This window comes from Leptolyngbya sp. PL-A3 (genome assembly GCF_039962325.1).
Taxonomy (GTDB): Bacteria; Cyanobacteriota; Cyanobacteriia; order Elainellales; family Elainellaceae; genus Vacuolonema.
This window is the reverse complement of sequence record NZ_JAMPLB010000023.1, coordinates 38,540-56,231: the sequence shown is the minus strand read 5'-3', so window position 1 is coordinate 56,231 and position 17,692 is coordinate 38,540. Positions and strand designations below refer to the sequence as shown.

The 17,692-nt window shown below is 47.0% G+C and carries 8 protein-coding genes and 1 pseudogene; all 9 read left to right on the top strand.

The features are described 5' to 3' along the window. The first annotated feature begins 3 nt into the window (after positions 1 to 3). The 9 genes and pseudogenes from NDI52_RS18015 to NDI52_RS17975 all read left to right on the top strand — a co-directional run bounded on the left by NDI52_RS18015 (position 4) and on the right by NDI52_RS17975 (position 17,685). The gene (locus tag NDI52_RS18015; protein WP_348256484.1) at positions 4 to 4,995 is read left to right on the top strand and encodes a HEAT repeat domain-containing protein; all 4,992 of its coding nucleotides are present in this window, start codon (positions 4 to 6) and stop codon (positions 4,993 to 4,995) included. Positions 4,996 to 5,023: 28 nt separating this feature from the next. Beyond that, positions 5,024 to 5,332 carry a CU044_2847 family protein gene (locus NDI52_RS18010; protein ID WP_191132276.1) on the top strand — a complete coding sequence of 103 codons (309 nt, stop codon included), beginning with the start codon at positions 5,024 to 5,026 and terminating at the stop codon, positions 5,330 to 5,332. Between the two features lie 15 nt (positions 5,333 to 5,347). Next, complete coding sequence (locus tag NDI52_RS18005; RefSeq protein WP_348256483.1) at positions 5,348 to 9,985, top strand: HEAT repeat domain-containing protein; 4,638 nt, start codon at positions 5,348 to 5,350, stop codon at positions 9,983 to 9,985. A gap of 590 nt (positions 9,986 to 10,575) precedes the next feature. After that, positions 10,576 to 11,868 (top strand): annotated as a pseudogene (locus NDI52_RS18000) (transposase). Positions 11,869 to 12,044: 176 nt separating this feature from the next. Then, positions 12,045 to 13,514: a transglutaminase domain-containing protein gene (locus NDI52_RS17995; protein ID WP_191132170.1), complete on the top strand. Its 1,470-nt coding sequence runs from the start codon at positions 12,045 to 12,047 to the stop codon at positions 13,512 to 13,514. A 122-nt stretch (positions 13,515 to 13,636) separates the two neighbouring features. Further along, positions 13,637 to 15,019, top strand: coding sequence for a cytochrome P450 (locus NDI52_RS17990; RefSeq protein ID WP_191132171.1), 1,383 nt, complete (start codon positions 13,637 to 13,639; stop codon positions 15,017 to 15,019). A gap of 44 nt (positions 15,020 to 15,063) precedes the next feature. Then, positions 15,064 to 15,333 (top strand): hypothetical protein, encoded by a 270-nt coding sequence (locus tag NDI52_RS17985; protein ID WP_191132172.1) that lies wholly within the window; start codon positions 15,064 to 15,066, stop codon positions 15,331 to 15,333. Positions 15,334 to 15,594: 261 nt separating this feature from the next. Next, on the top strand, positions 15,595 to 17,070 hold the full coding sequence (locus NDI52_RS17980) for an alpha/beta fold hydrolase (RefSeq protein WP_313954859.1): 1,476 nt from the start codon (positions 15,595 to 15,597) through the stop codon (positions 17,068 to 17,070). Between the two features lie 159 nt (positions 17,071 to 17,229). Beyond that, positions 17,230 to 17,685, top strand: coding sequence for a DUF4174 domain-containing protein (locus NDI52_RS17975; protein ID WP_191132174.1), 456 nt, complete (start codon positions 17,230 to 17,232; stop codon positions 17,683 to 17,685). Positions 17,686 to 17,692: the final 7 nt, after the last annotated feature.

Below are 17,692 nucleotides of genomic sequence, written 5' to 3'. Positions count from 1 at the left end.
GCTATGTCTTTGGCAGAAGTTGGAGCTAGAAGAATCCCTTTTATCTGTAGTGCTTTAGCTGGAGAAGAACTGCAAGCAGGCAGCCGTGATGCTACGCGTATCTACTCTTTACTTACAGATCCTGAACTGGGAGGATGTGTTAGCAAAGGGTATAGACCAATTATAGATTGCAAAAGCCGCCATGAATTTGAGGAAGAATTATTTCCAATACTGAATAGCTGGCAACCTAAAGATCAGCTTGTATTTTACTTCTCTGGTCATGGTGAATTCAAACGAGAGCAATACTGCTTGAAATTTGGGGAGCGAGATTTATATCCATTTAAGAATCTTCTCAATGAGCTTGAGGCACAAGGTGTAAGCCGAGCTATTTTGATCGTTGATGCTTGCCGAAGCGGAGGAATTTTTGGCAATAAAGGTATAGATACTATTGATTTAGAAAGTATGCAAATTCCTAAGGGAATTGCAGTAATCGCTTCCTCTCGCGCCATACAAGTTAGCCAAGAGTTACATGATGGCTCGGCTAGTGTTTTCACCAAGCTTTTCTGTGAAGGAATTGAAACTGGTTTGGGGGGAAGACAAACCAATAATAATCTAATTACAGTTGAGGATATTGTTATCTATATCCGAGAGAAGCTGGACAAGGAGCCTGCTTACTCTGCTTTTCGTCAGCGTCCAGAATACAATATTGAAAAGGCAGAGTCTGGTATTTGGATTACTAGAAACAAAAGCATATTAAAGGAACGCACTAATGAAGAGACCCAGACATTCACATCTCCCCTTAATAGTTCAGACTTTCTAAGCAACCAGAACCATTTAACCTATGACCGTCGTCTGGCTCAGCATCATTCCTTTAAGGATTTAGATAAAAAGCTAATAGCTATATTTCTTGATCAGCCATTAGCAAAAGAAGAACTAAATAATGCAGGATTATTACTTGCAGATCAACAAGAGCATCTTCAAACTTTAGGGATTATACAAAATGAAAAACCTACACTTGGTGCTTTTTTGTGTTTTGCAGGCAGAGAATTACTGGTGAATAAATTTGCATCTTGTAGCCTACATATGGTGGCTTACAGTGATAAAAAACGTGCCTCATCAACTGCTAGCCCCAAGACAGTAACAGATAATCTGCTAAATCTTTTCGAAATTGGGATGAATTTTTTTCGTAACGCTGCAATACTCCGTCGCACTGGACGCGTGGGAACCGATGAGCGCGATGATTTGGAAATTCCAGAGATTGCTCTGCGAGAAGCTTTAGCTAATGCGCTAGTACATAGAGATTATGAGAAAGCCCATTTGAAGGATCAACCAACACGTCTTGAAGTTTATTCAGATCGTATTGAGATTACGAGCTATGGCAGTTTGATGAATGGACTCTCTGAGAAGGATCTAAATGATAATCCAGAGAACATAGATCCCCTCAGGCGTAATTATATCATCGCTAAAATTTTCCTCATAATGCAGCGTGTGGAACTGAATGCAAGTGGTATTAGCCGAATGCACGAAGCCACCCATAAGGCTCACCTGCCACCACCCATTATTAAGGCAACAGATAATACTGTTAAAGTTATCTTTCGTAGACCGCTGCTGGAAACACAGAAGGGGGAAGGTGCTGATGTGAAAGCAGTTATTGATTTTCAGCCATATTTGCAGTCACTAAGTGCAGAATATCAGCATCATTTTTCTACTTATACGTCAACGGATGCTATCCGAAAATTTCAGGAGCCACAAGCGTCTTCAACACTAGATTTTGGATTAATAGTGCAGTTGATGCAACCCAAGGAATCAGAGGATAGTCAAAACCTAGAACGGTTAGACAAAATAGAACGGTTACCAGTTCTGGAAGGTATTCGCAAGTATGCAGCAGAACACCTTTTGCTAATAGGGAGACCTGGATCTGGTAAATCAACCACGCTATTTCGATTCTTAATAGAAGAAACAACAAAGGCTTTAGCAGATCCATCTGCAAAAATTCCAGTATTGGTGGAGTTGAGGTATTACCAAACCTCAATTCTAGATTTGATGCGTTTGTTCTTTAAAAGGCATGGGTTACTGTTGAATTCCGATCAACTGGAAACTTTGCTGGTTGAACAGCGATTGATGTTGCTAATTGATGGGCTAAATGAGTTGCCGTCGGAAGTGGCACGGAATGACTTGATGAAGTTTCGCCAGGATCACCCTCTGAGTCCAATGATCTTTACAACGCGAGATTTGGAACTGGCAGGCGATCTTGGCATTGCAAAGAAGTTGGAGATGCAACCGCTAACAGCAACACAAGTGGAAGCTTTTGTGCGAAGCTATCTGGCTGAACATACAGAGTCAATGACACGACAGTTAGGAAGTCCATTGCGAGAGTTTGGGCAAACGCCTCTACTGCTATGGATGCTATGTAGTTTTTTCAAGCAAACCGGACAAATTCCCACTAATTTGGGCGGGGTGTTTCGCGCCTTTACTCAGAGCTATGAGCGCCATCTGAAGGGTAGCATTACCCCAGAAAGCGACCGACGTTGGTGGGCAGAACTTCTGCAAACGTTGGCATTTGCCATGATGCACAGCCAACCTCCCTCTATATTGGAGATTAATCATAGTCCCCCCACTCCTAGTGTTGAACTCCGGGTAACTATCTCAAAAGCTGAAGCACACCAGCTTTTTATTGAATATCTGAAGCCCAGGGAAGCTCAACCTGAAGGTGCAGCGAGAAAGGCTCTAGATGACCTGCTAAGGTATCACTTAATTCAAACCACTGAAAACAAAATCGAGTTTCGACACCAACTAATTCAGGAATATTACGCGGCAGAGTATTTGCTGCGTCAATTACCGCATATTAACGATAAACACCTAAAGCGCGACTATCTTAACTACCTGAAGTGGACAGAACCTTTGGCGCTAATGCTGACGCTTCTAGATGACGAAACACAGATACTACGTGTTGTGAGGGCAGCTGTTGATGTGGATCCAATGTTGGGGGCAAGATTAGCAGGGAAAGTGCAGCCCCAATTTCAGGAGGAGGCAATAAGTTGGATTGTTAAATTAACAGTGCCACAACCTCTCAAAGTTCTGTTTTTATCTGCAACTCACTCTAAGGTTGCAGTTGCTGAACTGGCTCAGGCACTTGAAGCCCAGGATACTTCTATTCGTAGATATGCAGCGACAGCATTAAGACAGATTGATGAAAGGATTATAGTTACTAGACTGCTTCAAGCACTTGAAGATCAAGACGTTGATGTTCGCAGATATGCAGTGACAGCGTTAGGGAAAATTGGTGGAGAGGAGGCAATCATTGGGTTACTCCAAACACTTAAAGACCAGGACGCTGATGTTCGGAGGAATGCAGCGGCAGCGCTAGGGCAAATTGGTGGAGAGCGTGCAGTTACTGGGCTACTCCAAACACTTGAAGACCAGGACGCTGATGTTCGGAGAAATGCAGCGGCAGCGCTAGGGCAAATTGGTGGAGAGCATGCAGTTACTGGGCTACTCCAAACACTTGAAGACCAGGACGCTGATGTTCGGAGAAATGCAGCGGCAGCGCTAGGGCAAATTGGTGGAGAGCGTGCAGTTACTGGGCTACTCCAGATACTGAGACATCAAAACGCTGATGTTCGGAGAAATGCAGCAACAGCATTAGGAAAAATTGGCGGAGAACACGCAGCCTCAGCACTGTTCCAGGCACTTGAAGACTCAGACGCTTCTGTTCGCAGAAATGCAGCGGCTGCTTTAGGGCAAATTGGTGGGGAGGATGTAGTTGCTGAATTGCTTCAGTATCTGAAGCATCAAGATGCCGATACTCGGAGAAATGCGGCGGCAGCCTTAGGGCAAATTGGTGAGGAGGAGGCAGTCGCTGGTTTACTCCAAACACTTGAAGACCAGGACGCTGATGTTCGAAAAAATGCAATGGTAGCGTTGGAGAAAATTGGCGGAGAGGGAGCAGTTGTAGGATTGCTCCAGGCACTGAAGGATTTAGATACATTTGTTCGTAGAAATGCAGCGGCTGCTTTAGGGCAAATTGGTGGGGAGGGTGCGGTTACAGGGTTGCTCCAGGCACTTGAAGACTCAGACGCTTCTGTTCGCAGAAATGCAGCGGCTGCTTTAGGGCAAATTGGTGGGGAGGGTGCGGTTACAGGGTTGCTCCAGGCACTTGAAGACTCAGACGCTTCTGTTCGCAGAAATGCAGCGGCTGCTTTAGGGCAAATTGGTGGGGAGGGTGCGGTTACAGGGTTGCTCCAGGCACTTGAAGACTCAGACGCTTCTGTTCGCAGAAATGCAGCGGCTGCTTTAGGGCAAATTGGTGGGGAGGGTGCGGTTACAGGGTTGCTCCAGGCACTTGAAGACTCAGACGCTTCTGTTCGCAGAAATGCAGCGGCTGCTTTAGGGCAAATTGGTGGGGAGGGTACGGTTACAGGGTTGCTCCAGGCCCTCAAAAACCAAAATGTTGAGGTTCGCAGATATGCAGCCGAATCATTAGGACAAGTTGGTGGAAGAGAGGCAATCGTTGGGCTGCTCCAGGCACTTGAAGACCAAAGTGTTGATGTCCGCAGATACACAGCAGCAGCGTTAGGACACATTGGTGGAGAGGGTGTGGTTGCTCGGCTACTTCAAGCACTTGAAGATCCAGACGCCTTTGTTTGCAGAAATGCAGCGGCAGCGTTAGGACACATTGGTGGAGAGACGGCGGTTTCTGGACTACTCCAGGCATTGAAGCATCATAATGCTGTTGTCCGCAGAAATGCAGCAACAGCGTTAGGACACATTGGTGGAGAGACGGCAGTTTCTGGACTACTCCAGGCACTTGGGGACCAAAACTATTATGTTTGTAGGAATGCTTTAGCGGCGTTAGGGCAAGTTGGTAGCCCAGCTTCGCTCTCCCAACTTTGGCAAATCTGTTTCACAGGTGAAGTAGAAATCCTCTCCACAATTACGACTATCCAAAACTGCTGCAAGTTCTACAATTATGAAATTGCAAACGGTTTCATCCCTAAGAAGCTGTCCTTGTATTGAGTAAACAATATTTAGTAAGGAGATATAAATGGTATTTGCAGACTCTCGTCGTGAAACTGTTCCAGTTGAGCTTCCCAATGGAGCAATCGTTAAAGTCGAAGTTGCTCAAACTGGGCGAGAGGATGTTGGGTTTGATGTGAAACAGTTTCAGCCCATATCAGAGGCAATTGAGGGCGTAGTGCAGATGATTGCGGCTCCTATTCAAAGAGTAAACCCCAAGAAGGCGACAGTAAAGTTCGGTGTAGAACTGGCAATTGAATCGGGGCAATTGACAGCGATCATAGTTAAGGGTTCGGGCAAAGCTAATCTGGAAATCACACTGGAATGGGAAGCCTAACCAAAGGAGTCAGCTATGAGTCAGCTAGAGGATCTGCTGCAACAGTGTACAGTCAAGCTTTCCCTGCCTGGACAAATTGGTTGGGGCACAGGCTTCTTTGTTGGACCGGAGTTGATTCTTACTTGTGCTCATGTGGTGCGGGCGGCGAAAGAACAAGCTGTTAAAGTTCGATGGCAGAGGAGGGAGCTGGAAGCTGTAGCGGAGCAATCGCTCCCTGATCCCTATGATTTAGCTTTGTTACGGGTAGCGTTGCCAGCTAGTGCCAACCCACCTTGTGTATATTTAGGTGAAGAGATTTTCTCCCGCGACCCACTGTATCTATTTGGCTATCCGGATCAAGACTTTCCCAATGGCTGTCCGGTGACGTTCAATTGTGAAGGGTTGACGGGGGATGCCCCAACGTTAATCAAGTTTACTCTGGGGCAGGTGCGACCAGGCATGAGTGGAGCGCCGCTGCTAAACCAACGAACGGGCAAAGTTTGTGGAATTGTGAAATTCACCCGCGATCGTTCCATTGACTTGGGTGGTGGAGCTATCCCCACCTATGCGATTGTGGAGCAGTTCCCTCAATTGCAAGAACTTCAGCGAAAGTTTCATGAGAATGACCGCCGCTGGAGTGACTTGGTTACGAAGCAACCCAAAGTTGATTTTCAGCTGTATTTAAATGCAATTACGACCTCCTATGAAAAGTGGTGGGAACTTTACACCTTGACCGATGTTGAAGGAAACCAACAGCAGTCGAAGGATGCACTGCCAATTTTTGACTTTGGGTTGATGGTGCAGACACTGAAAGAGGAGCGGGAACAGCAGCAAGAGCGGGTCGAGCGATTTACCGTGCTTGAGGGAATTCGCAAATATGCTGATCAGCATGTATTGTTAGTCGGGCGACCTGGATCAGGGAAATCCACAGCGTTAGCAAGATTCCTACTGGAAGAGGCAACGCTCCATCAAGCGAAAATTCCGGTATTGGTGGAACTGCGCTATTGGCGAGGCTCGATCACAAAATTAATTCTCAATGCGTTTGCCCAACATGGACTTCCTCTAACAGAGGAACAACTGGAAATGGTGTTATCACAATCTCTAATCCTATTCGATGGGGTGAATGAGTTACCGTCAGAGGAGTCGCGATTGCAACTTTCAGCCTTTCGACGCAATTATCCCAAAGTGCCTATGATCTTCACCACACGCAATTTGAGTCTTGGGGGAGATCTGGGGATTGAGAAGAAATTGGAAATGCAACCGCTTACCGAAGCGCAAATGCAGTCCTTTATTCGAGCCTATGTGCCAGAGCAAGCGGAGGAAATGCTGCGGCAATTACGTGATCGATTGCGAGAGTTTGGACAAACGCCCTTGCTGTTGTGGATGCTGTGCGAGGTCTTCCAGCAAACTTCTGATAACCAATTGCCTTCTAACTTAGCAGGAGTATTTCGGGCGTTTACAGTCTCGTATGAAATCAGCAGCATTCGTAAGCATGAAGTTGCGCTGTTGAAAGGAGATGTGAGACCACTTAGCGATCGCAGACTTTGGAGCAAAGCTTTGAAAGCCTTAGCATCAGTCATGATGCAGGGAGAAACACCTGTTGACTTTCGAGTTGTGATTCAGCGAGATGAAGCGGAACGAGAATTAAGCAGAATTTTCTCAAATGAGCAATTTCCGGTTCGAGATATTCTAGATGACTTACTCAAGTATCACCTATTGCAAAATTGCAGTACAGACCAAATCGAATTTCGTCATCAACTCATTCAAGACTATTATGCGGCTGAGTATTTACTGCAACTTTTACCAGGTTCAAGCGATGAACACCTGAAGCGAGATTTCCTCAACTATTTGAAGTGGACAGAACCTGTCTTGCTAATGGTGGCATTGGCAGATCAGGAGACACAGGTACTGAGCATAGTGAAATCAGCACTAGAAATTGATTTGGCATTAGGGGCAAAACTGGCAGGAGCAGTGCGGCCAAAATTTCAAGCACAAACCATTAATCTAATTACTGAATCAGCTATTCCAAAGCTGCTGAAAATTCAGCTTCTAGGTCTAACACATTCTATCCACGCTTTAGCTGATCTACATGAATATCTTGCAGCTCAGGATCTTAATGTTCGCCTCTGTGCCACTGAAGCGTTAGGAAAAATTAGCAACGAGTTGTCAATTTATCCGCTACATCAAGCGTTGATTGACGAGGATTCTGACGTTCGTTTCAATGCTGCTAAAGCATTAGGAAGGATTGGAAGTGAGGAAGCTCTATCCATTTTGAGGGAAGCATTGCAGGATGAAGATTTCAATACCCGTCTCACTGCCGCTAATCCGCTAGCAGAGATTGAAGATGAAGCGGCAGTCTCTGAATTTGTTCGAGCTTTAACACACGGAGATCCTGATGTTCGCTCTCAAGCTACTGACAATTTACTATCAATCGATAATCAGAAAATTAAGGTTTCTATTCTACTCCAAGTTATAAAACTCAGCAACTCTGATATTTCTTACAATGCTACAGAATCTTTTTTGTTTCAATCCCTCAAAGATGATTCTGATGCCTGTTCTGATGCTGTAAAAACTTTACTACATATGAATAGTAAGGCATCGGTTTCTGCTTTATATCGAGAGTTGGAAAATGAAGATTTTAATATCCGATATATTGTTGCTACTGAGTTAGGAAAAGTTGGCAGCACAGCAGGAATTTCAGTTTTATGTAAGCTGTTAGAAAATGAATCTATTATTCCTCCTCTTAAAGTCATTGAAGAAGTAAATGAAATTGCATTTCTTTCACCTCTGGAACTGCCATCATACAAAAAAATATTTCAGGAACTAGGTTATTCTCAGAAATGTGGTGGCGAACTAGTATCTCCTGTTCTACTTCAAGGTTTAAAGCGTAAAGAATACCACATCCGTATTAACTCACTCCTACAGTTGGGGAGCTTGGCAACTTATGAAAAGCTAGTTGGCAGGGAATTTATGATTCCGGTAATATGCTCAGCTCTAGAAGACGAAGATGTAGATATTTGTATTCATGCTGCTAGTGTCTTGAAGAATATTGCTAGTCAAATTACAAGCTCTGCTATATGCCAAGCGCTTGAAGGAGCAATTCCCTTCTTATATCGTGCTTTAGAACATGAAAATCCTGAAATCAGCTATGGTGCTGCTACTGCATTAAATCAAATTAGCAGTCAGGCATCTATTTTCACTCTACAGGATGCCTTAATAAGTAAAGACCCAATCGTTCGCTTTTGTGCTGCTTCCATACTGAAAAAAGATGAGAATGAGACAGAAATTTCTCAGCTGATTCAGAATTTAGAGAATAAAGATTCTCGTCTTCGTAGACAAATTGCTAATGTTTTAATGATAAGTACTGATGATAGCGAGATTGAAAACTCGGTTCTAACAAGAATTTTAGATGACCAAGACTGGGAGGTACGTTGCTACGGTGCTATTGCTTTAGGACGGCGAGGTTTTGATTCTGTCCTTCCTATTCTGCGTCAAGCTTTAGAAAACGGAAGTACTTATATTCGTAGAAGAGCTATTTGGGCATTAGAAAGAATCAGCAGGGAGGATGCTGTTAGCCTTTTAGTTTTTGCTGCCTCCCACGACGATGATCGTCTTGTTTGTGAGAATGCTCAACTCTATGCATTAAGAGGAATTGACAATGAGCCTGAAATCACTACTCTAATCCAGAACCAAAGAGATAAAGATCCTGAGCTTTGCGTCAGTGCCCTCTACGCATGTGGTTTGATTAGAAGCCAGGCTGCAATCTCTGCTTTAATCAAAGCTGCAAAATCTAATGATTCTCTAATCTGTCTTCATGCTGTTATCGCATTAGGTCGAACTGAGAGTGAGTCTGTAATTTCTGCTTTGAAGGAGGCTTTAGAAAATAAAAACTCATTTGTTCGGTTTTACGCTGTTAATGCGCTAAGTAATATTGAAGGCTCCACTGCTTTTCATGCTTTATGTGAAGCTCTAGAACATGAAGATGATAATGTTAGCTCAAGCGCTGTCCGCAAATTGGGCGAAATTGGAGATGGAGATGCAATTAGTGCTTTATGCAGAGTACTAACAGAGGACACAAGAATATCAATTCGCCGTAGTGCTGCTTCTGCTCTAAAAAATTCTAGCGATGAATCTGCTGTACGTGTTCTGGTTCAAGCCTTACAAGACGCTGATTATAGTGTTCGTATTGCTGCTGCCCAGTCATTGCGAGAAATTGGTGGCGAAGAAGCAGTTTCTGCTTTAGCTGAAGCCTTGAAACATGAAAATTTAGATGTTCGTCAGAGCATTTCTACAGGATTATTCCTATTTGGTTCAAATGAGTCGGCAATTGCTGCTTTATATCGAGCTTTAGACTGTGAAGACTCTAGTATTCGTATAAATGCTGCATTTGCACTAGACGCTATTTTCACTGGCTGGCAAGTTAGTTCCTCTGTATACAGTGTTGACCAAGACGCTTTAATCTCAGCTTTCATAAAAATAATAGAGGACAAAAATCCCCAAGTCGCTGTAAAAGCTGTTCCAGCACTAGGGGAGATGGGGAACTTTCATTTACTTCCTCGTTTTTCTGAGCTTCTACTAGCAACAGCAGATACAAGAGCATTTGATACGTTGTCTCTAGTTCAAAGCCGCTGTAAGTTCTACAATTACGAAATCGCTCAGGCGCTTATTCCCTAAAATAAATCAATTGTCCTTTTTCCATACCTCAAACGAAGTACTTCCTGAACAGCCTCTCATTCTGCTTGAGAGCAGACAAGCTATTACTACCTGAGACGAGCGGAATGAAGCATTTCGTGAGATCGAAGAAATTCGAGAAGGAGCGATCGCTTTGAGATGAAGATTTAACAGTAGGGAATGTAGCAGGCATCTCTGTAATCGTCTTTACAGCTTTCTTAAGTGCCTGATGTAGATTTTGGGCGACTGTCCCTGAAAATCGTGTGCCAATCCGCAGGTCTAGGGGAGAAACGCTACTAAGTGATCGAAACCCTTCCCCAGCAAACCCTAACCCTGAACACCCCGATTGGTTGAGCTTTGAGGTAAATCCGCTTGGAGTAGGGGTTTGGACAGTCGGATCCAGTAAAGAGCAACTAGCTCCAATGGAAGGCTTACATATTCGTTGTCCAAGTATTGAGCCGTTCAGCCGTACTATCCGCCATTCGGCAAATGATTTGCGACAAACACTATATGAATGTTGAGCGCTCCAAAGCAGTAACCGTAGGGCTTAAGCTTCATTGTCAAAGCAATCACTATGCTAGTACAATCGCTCTATGCTAACCCGAAACCTCATCATTCGCACTGACAAATGGAGCCTGAACCCAACGGCTGAACAGCGTGTGCTGCTTGCCGAAACGGTGAAGGTTTATCGCCGTTTGTGCAGGCATTTGGTGGGGATTGTCTTTACCCATTGGTCGTCGGAATTAGGGATTTTAAGCAGTCAGCAGGTTATTCCTGCTGTTGAGCGGTTGGTGCATTAAACTGCTCAAAATCCTGATGTGAAATATCCCATTGACCGGGTATTTCACAAGTTCCCCAGCTACTACCGCAGAGGTGCAATTGCGTTTGCAGTTGGGCAAGTCAGCAGCTTTGTCAGCCGCTATCGGGAATGGCAATCAGGCATTCGCAGCAAGCGGGATGCCAAACCTCCAACCCTGAACGCCAATGCTGGATGCTATCCAGTTTTGTACAAAGGGCAATGCTACAAACTGCATGGCTCAGAGAACGACATGAGGTTGATAGCAACAAACTGTTATCGCCTTCGCTCATCTTCAATGAGCGGAATTGCCATCTTTCAGTCCCATTCGAGTGCCACCCAATGAAGCGACAACCTGATTCAAACGTGGTTGCCGTTGACCTGGGAATCAATACAACAGCAACGTTTTCAGTTGTCACCTTCGACGGTACTGTAATCTGGCGTGAATTTATTCATCCCGGAAGAGACATAGCCCGCAGGGATAAACGGCTGAAATCGGTGTCCGTCAGAGCAAGTAAAACGATGGGTAAGGGCGGAAAACTGTGCAAGGGCTTCTGCTCTAAGACCTATCGCAAATGTCGCCATATCAACCAGAACATTGCTCACCACGTCTCGAAGCGAATCGTGGATGTTGCCAAACAGTTCAATGCTCAAGCCATTGTGTTTGAGAATCTGAAGGGCTGGAAGGCAACCGGAGGCAGAAAGGGTTCTACCTTGCGACAACGGTTCCACGGTTGGCTTAAAGCGATGATTCGCAGCTTCACCGAAATGAAGTGGCAAGAGGTTGGAGGCAAGGCTTTGGATGTGATTGCTGCTTATACGTCCAAACTCGCCTATGACGGTTCTGGAGTGGTGCAACGTGACTCAAAAAATTACGCTCTGGCAAAATTCCCCTCCTGGCAAGCGCTACAACGCTGACCTGAATGGCTCCCAAAATATAGCTGCCAGAGGGATTCTTAGGCTCACTTGCCGTAAGGACAGTGAGGAGTGGTCGGGCAAAAGTTCCCGCCACTCGCCTAGAAGCTGGGCTTGTTTGTCTGATCTGTGGACTCGCAATCTTCAGGTTAGCACTGACCCCTCCACCTGCTGACGCAAGGTGGTGTGAGCTTCATATGTCGGTTAATTCAATCAGGAAGCGATCGCTCAAAGATTTTATTTACCCAAATTACCCCCACCCAGTTTAATCTCGTTATCTATCTCAACCACTTAAACGTCTGTTCATCCGATTGGGCATCCTTGAGTTAGGCTAACCATTCTCTAGGTCTTATGCGCTTCCTTCTCCTTGACCTACCTATTCTGCTGCTGAAAGGATTATTGACCTTGCTGGTCTTCCTGACACCTGTTCTAGGTGTGTGGTTAGCATCCTCCCTGGTCGCATATACGAATGGTCCAACCTGGTTAGCCGTCCTCTCTGGCATTCTCCTATTTCCCCTGCTCCCGATCGCCTGGGATCTGTGGGGTAGAAAGCGACGCAATCTCAAACCGCAAATTTTGACCTGGGGCGATCGCATCATCCTGCGAACCCTGCTACTCAACCTCATTTTTCTGGCTTGCCTACTGGCACTACGCCCCCAAACGTCGTTTCTAGCCCTTTCAACACGGGGCGACTGGATGTTGGATGGCAGGCAGGAACCCCAAATTGAACTGGTACGGCGATCGTTGTTCAAACTGGCAAACGGACTGGAGTGGCTGTATCTGGCAGTTCATCAGAATCCCTACACGCAGTACGCCGACACCAGAGATATTCGCCCCACTCCCCAACCTGAAGTTCAACCCTCTCCGCAGCCAACCCCAAGCAGTCAAACTTTCCCACAACCGCAGCCTGCATCACAACCTGCTCCAGTTCCCTCTACAACTAATCGGACAAACTTGTGGTCGGTTGATGCAAGCATCCATCCTGTGGTTGCTCAGATGCCTCCCTCTGTTGAAACCAGCATTGCATCGGTCGCCCAATACATCGCTCAACAGGAAAAAGATCCATTTTTACGGGTCAAGGCATTGCACGATTATGTTGCCGATCGCATCGCCTATGATGCACCTGCCTACTTTGGACAAGCGCCTCGTCCGCCTCAAGATGCGGAAACGGTCTTTCGCACCCGGAAAGCAGTTTGTGCTGGATATGCCAAGCTACTGGAAGCATTGGGGCAGGCGATCGGGGAAGAAATCGTGTATGTCGTCGGGGATTCCCGTAGTCAGATTAGTGATCTCAATGGCAATGGTCATGCCTGGAATGCTGCCAAGATTGAAGGAAATTGGTACTTGATTGATGCCACCTGGAATAGCGGTTATGTGGATGCATCTGGCTTCACTAAACGATATAGCGTGAGCTATCTCTTTCCGCCGCCAGAAGTCATGATTATTAGCCACTTTCCTGACGATCCGGCTTGGCAACTTTTACCGCAACCCATGTCTCGCGGAGATTTTCTACGGCAGCCCATGTTGCGCCCTAATTTCTTTGCTCAAGGATTGAAACTCATCTCACCAACGCGATCGCAAACGGATGTTCGAGACGATGCCGTGATCCAGCTTCAAAATCCAAATCAGCGATGGTTAATGGCGAGTTATGGGGTCAAGGGAAGTGGGCAAGCTGAAAAATGTTCCGAGCAAATCAGCCAAGAGCCTCAGTTATCTTGTCCTTTACCGGGTACTGGCACTTACGAAGTGCGCTTGTTTAGCGGCAATCAACAGTATGGGCAATACGAGTACGTCGGGCAACTAGAATTCAACAAAGGGTAGTGATCAGGTGTAGCTGACGGACTCAATAACATTAGGAAGTGCCCAGGGAGCGGTGTGAGATCTTAACCTGGAAGATGTGGTTGGCACGTTCAGCCCTCGCTCGTCCTCATGAACTTGAACGCATGGTCAGTACCTCTCTGCGATCGCTCAATGGTCCGCCTAAAACCTCTATCTGGCAGCGTCGCCTTTGGGGGTTGCGTTTTCTATTTCAACCGCTTGAAACAATTGAGGCGCGCCGTCAAGCCTACGGGGATGATTACCGCGTCTCTCAACCCGATGCAAAACCTGCTCTGGTTTACTTCAGCAGTCCCCAAGCGTTAGAAGCGATTTTCACTGCTAAGCCAGAGCAACTGGGTGCCGGACGAGGTAACCAAATCCTGAAAGAACTCATCGGAGAACACGGAATCGTCCTGCTCGAAGGAACTGCCCACCAACGACAGCGACAGCTTTTGATGCCACCTTTTCATGGTGATCGAATGCGTTCCTACGCCCAGGTCATTCAATCCATCACAGCCGAAGTCATCCGCTCATGGCGGGTTGGCACAACCTTCGCAGTGCGTCCAGTCATGCAGTCCATTTCCCTTCAAGTGATTTTGCGGGCGGTGTTTGGGCTAAAGGAAGGACAACGGTATGAACAATTGCGTCAGACCATGAGCCGGATGCTGGATGGTTTTGGCTCACCCCTGGGTGCGATGTTCCTGTTCTACCCGTTCTTGCAGCAGGAATGGGGATGGAGTCCCTGGGGGAAATTTTTGCAACGACGGCAGCAGGTTGATGATTTGCTCTATGCTGAGATCCGCGACCGCCGCAATCAACCTGACAGTGACCGAACAGACATTCTGGCACTACTGATGGCAGCCCGTGATGCTGAAGGGCAACCCATGAGTGATGTGGAGTTACGGGATGAACTCATTACCCTACTGTTTGCTGGGCATGAAACGACTGCCTCTGCCTTAGCCTGGGCACTGTACTGGATTGTCTCCCTGCCGGATGTGAGAACCAAATTACTGGCAGAATTTGAGGGGCTGGGTACCGATGCTGACCCAATGGCAGTTGCCCGCTTACCCTACCTACAAGCGATTTGCCAGGAGACATTGCGACTGTATCCTATTGCGCTCAGTGCGTTTCCACGCATCGTTAAGCAACCGATCGAGATTGCAGGCTATGGATTGGAACCGGGAACAGTGATTATGCCATCCATCTATCTGGCGCACCATCGGGAGTCCGTCTATCCAGAACCGAAGCAATTTCGACCTGAACGGTTTTTAGAGCGGCAGTATTCACCCTACGAGTATTTACCCTTTGGTGGCGGCGATCGTCGTTGCATTGGTGCTGCGTTTGCCCTATTTGAAATGAAACTCGTGCTGTTTCAAATGGTGTCACATTTCCAGATGTCGCTGGTCAACTCCAAACCCATCCGCCCGACCCGTCGCGGTATTACCGTTGCTCCCTCCGATCGTCTCCGAATGAAAGTGACAGGCGTTCGTCACGACAACAGAGGATGAAACGCTTCTTGTCCCTCTAATCACAAAGCACAAGATATTTGTACTTGCCTAATGCTCCGATCAAGACTCTCCCTCCCGTTGTTACAACACCTCCCCAAGGGCAACTGCTTCAATGGATTGCCGATCCGCTACGGTTTCTCCATACCTGCACCGCCCGCTACCGCCAAATCCATACACTCTACGACAACTCCCATCTGGCACTGCACTTGAACACGCTGGAGAAGCTGAAGCAAGATCCGCAGCTACAGAAATTCCTGTCCTGGGTTTACAAGCAAGACCCGAATAAGCGAGTGAAAATGGATCGAAAGCGTTGATCCTTGCCTGAAGCCGTTACAATCAGTTCCAGATTGGCAATCTGTCGCGGGTGAACTGGAGTAGTGAGTTTTACGGCTTCAGTTCACCTCACTGATCAAGGAAAGCGGGTTTGATCGCAGTGTTGGAGCGATGGCCAAGAAGAAATTGATTTTCATTTCTGACAATAAATCGCTAACTTCGAGATGTTGGCTAAATTTTCAAATCCTGAAGATTGTTTTGCGTTACACCAGTAGGAGGTGTTTGGACGTGGGCTGAAGTCTGTGAAATTAAACTATAAACGCTTGGGACTCCTGCTACTCGCGATTCTGCTGATTGTTTTGTCCTGGTTAGGAATCGCTGTCGCCCGCTCTGGACTGGAGGTACGGTCGTTCCAAAAAGAGGGAGTTCCTCTGCTCTACCTGGCTCCTCAAGGGGCGAGCGAAATCCCAGGAGTGTTGGTTGCACATGGGTTTGCAGGCTCCAAACAGTTGATGTTGGGCTATGGACACGTCCTGGCTCATGCAGGTTATGCGGTCATGCTCTGGGATTTTGATGGACATGGCGCGAATGGGACTCGCTTACAGCGTTATGAGCTACAGCAGAACCTGGATGTCGCTTTGCAAGCTCTCTTAGAACAACCCCAGGTTGACCCAAGTCGCTTGGCACTGTTGGGGCACTCTATGGGTAGCGGCATTGTGATGAATGCTGGGATTCGTGAGCGCGTTAGCGAAGCTGACCGAAGGTATCGCTTTGCGGCAACCATTGCGGTTTCTCCAACAGGGGCGAATGTAACTCCCCAATCTCCCCAAAATCTGCAACTACAGGTAGGGAGTGGAGAGGGAGGATTTGTGAGCAATGCCGAACGATTGCTGGCACAGGCGGGGGGAGAGAACACGAGCCTGGCAACAGGTCAGGGACGAGAACTGGTGGTCATTCCGGGTGTTGAACACATCACCATTTTGTTTAGTGATGGTAGTCATCAGGCAGCACTGCGGTGGCTGGATGCCACGTTTGGAAGAACTAATGATAGCCAGTATCGCGATCGCCGCATGGCTTGGTATGGGCTACACCTGTTAGGCTGGTTAATCGGATTAGCAGCAATCTCGCCCCTCCTGAACATCCCTCCGTTGATAGCCACAAAAATAGCTCCTATTCGACGATGGGTGGGCTTAATCATTGCACCACTGGTTGCAACCGCAGGCTTGGTACTTCTAAGTCAGTGGTTTGACCTCCAGAATTTAGGGGGAGTTCAAGTCGGTGGAGCGGTTGGAGTCTGGTTTTTGATTGCCGGGTTAACCTGGCTGGGATTGCTGGCGCGTCTACCTCTTCCTACCCTGCGTGCCGTTGGGCTGGGAGTGTTGCTGTTTGTCATCCTCTGGATTGCTTTTGGTGCGTTGGCACAGCTCATTTGGCTTCAGTGGTGGCTGATTCCAATTCGGCTGAGAGTGTGGTTGCCAATCGCGATCGCCTGTTTCCCCTGGTTTCTAGCAGCAGGAATCATGCAAGAGAATATTGGGGTCGGCAAACGCTTTCTCTGGTGGCTGGGGCAGAGCGTCGTTTTGATTGGTGGCTTCGTGTTGACGCTCAACTTTTTACCTCAGTTGGGATTTATGTTTTTGCTGTTGCCGCTATTTCCGCCACTGATGGGAATCTTGTCTCTAGTTGCAGGTCTGTTAAACCAAGCATGGGTCTATGCGATCGGCTCTGCTTTATTCTTCGGTTGGTTATTAGCAGCAGGTTTTCCCCTCTCTGCCTGACCTGCGTACTCTCAAATTCTCCCTTGGGAGCCAGTCCTTCTGGCAGCGATCTGGCTACAGTAAGAAAGTTATTTCTGTGCCCCAATGCAGTCTTTAACTGTACTTATTGTTCTTTTGTCCCTACTACAGGGCTGTACCTCCCCCCAGCCTTTTATTGCTATGAGTGCTTCGCCAAATCCTCATTCCCAGTCACTAGAGGCAGCCAATGTTGCTGCAACTCCCGATCGTTCCCAAAGAATTGAATTTAATCTGAGCGACTATCAATGGCAAAACCGCATCCTGCTAGTCTTTGCCCCCTCAATCAACTCATCTCAGTATCGCCAGCAGATGCGGGCATGGCAGGCTGATGTGGCAGGAACCAGCGATCGCGATCTGAAACTGGTGCAGATTCTGGGAACTGGAGAGAGCCAGGTGGATGGGCGATCGCTCAGTTCAGCATCGGTGGAAAAACTAAGACGACAGTTTGAGATTACCCCTGAGGAGTTTGCAGTGATTCTTGTGGGTAAGGATGGTACGGAGAAGCAACGGAGCCAAACTCCAATTGATTCAGCGATGCTGTTCCGCACAATCGATGCGATGCCCATGCGTCAGCAAGAAATGCGTTCTCGACAATAGCCGTTGG

What these genes read in the sequence shown, in the direction of transcription:
- NDI52_RS18015 (WP_348256484.1), top strand. Translation starts at nt 4, where the DNA reads ATGTCTTTGGCAGAAGTTGGAGCTAGAAGAATCCCTTTTATCTGTAGT.
- NDI52_RS18010 (WP_191132276.1), top strand. Translation starts at nt 5,024, where the DNA reads ATGGTATTTGCAGACTCTCGTCGTGAAACTGTTCCAGTTGAGCTTCCC.
- NDI52_RS18005 (WP_348256483.1), top strand. Translation starts at nt 5,348, where the DNA reads ATGAGTCAGCTAGAGGATCTGCTGCAACAGTGTACAGTCAAGCTTTCC.
- NDI52_RS17995 (WP_191132170.1), top strand. Translation starts at nt 12,045, where the DNA reads ATGCGCTTCCTTCTCCTTGACCTACCTATTCTGCTGCTGAAAGGATTA.
- NDI52_RS17990 (WP_191132171.1), top strand. Translation starts at nt 13,637, where the DNA reads ATGGTCAGTACCTCTCTGCGATCGCTCAATGGTCCGCCTAAAACCTCT.
- NDI52_RS17975 (WP_191132174.1), top strand. Translation starts at nt 17,230, where the DNA reads ATGAGTGCTTCGCCAAATCCTCATTCCCAGTCACTAGAGGCAGCCAAT.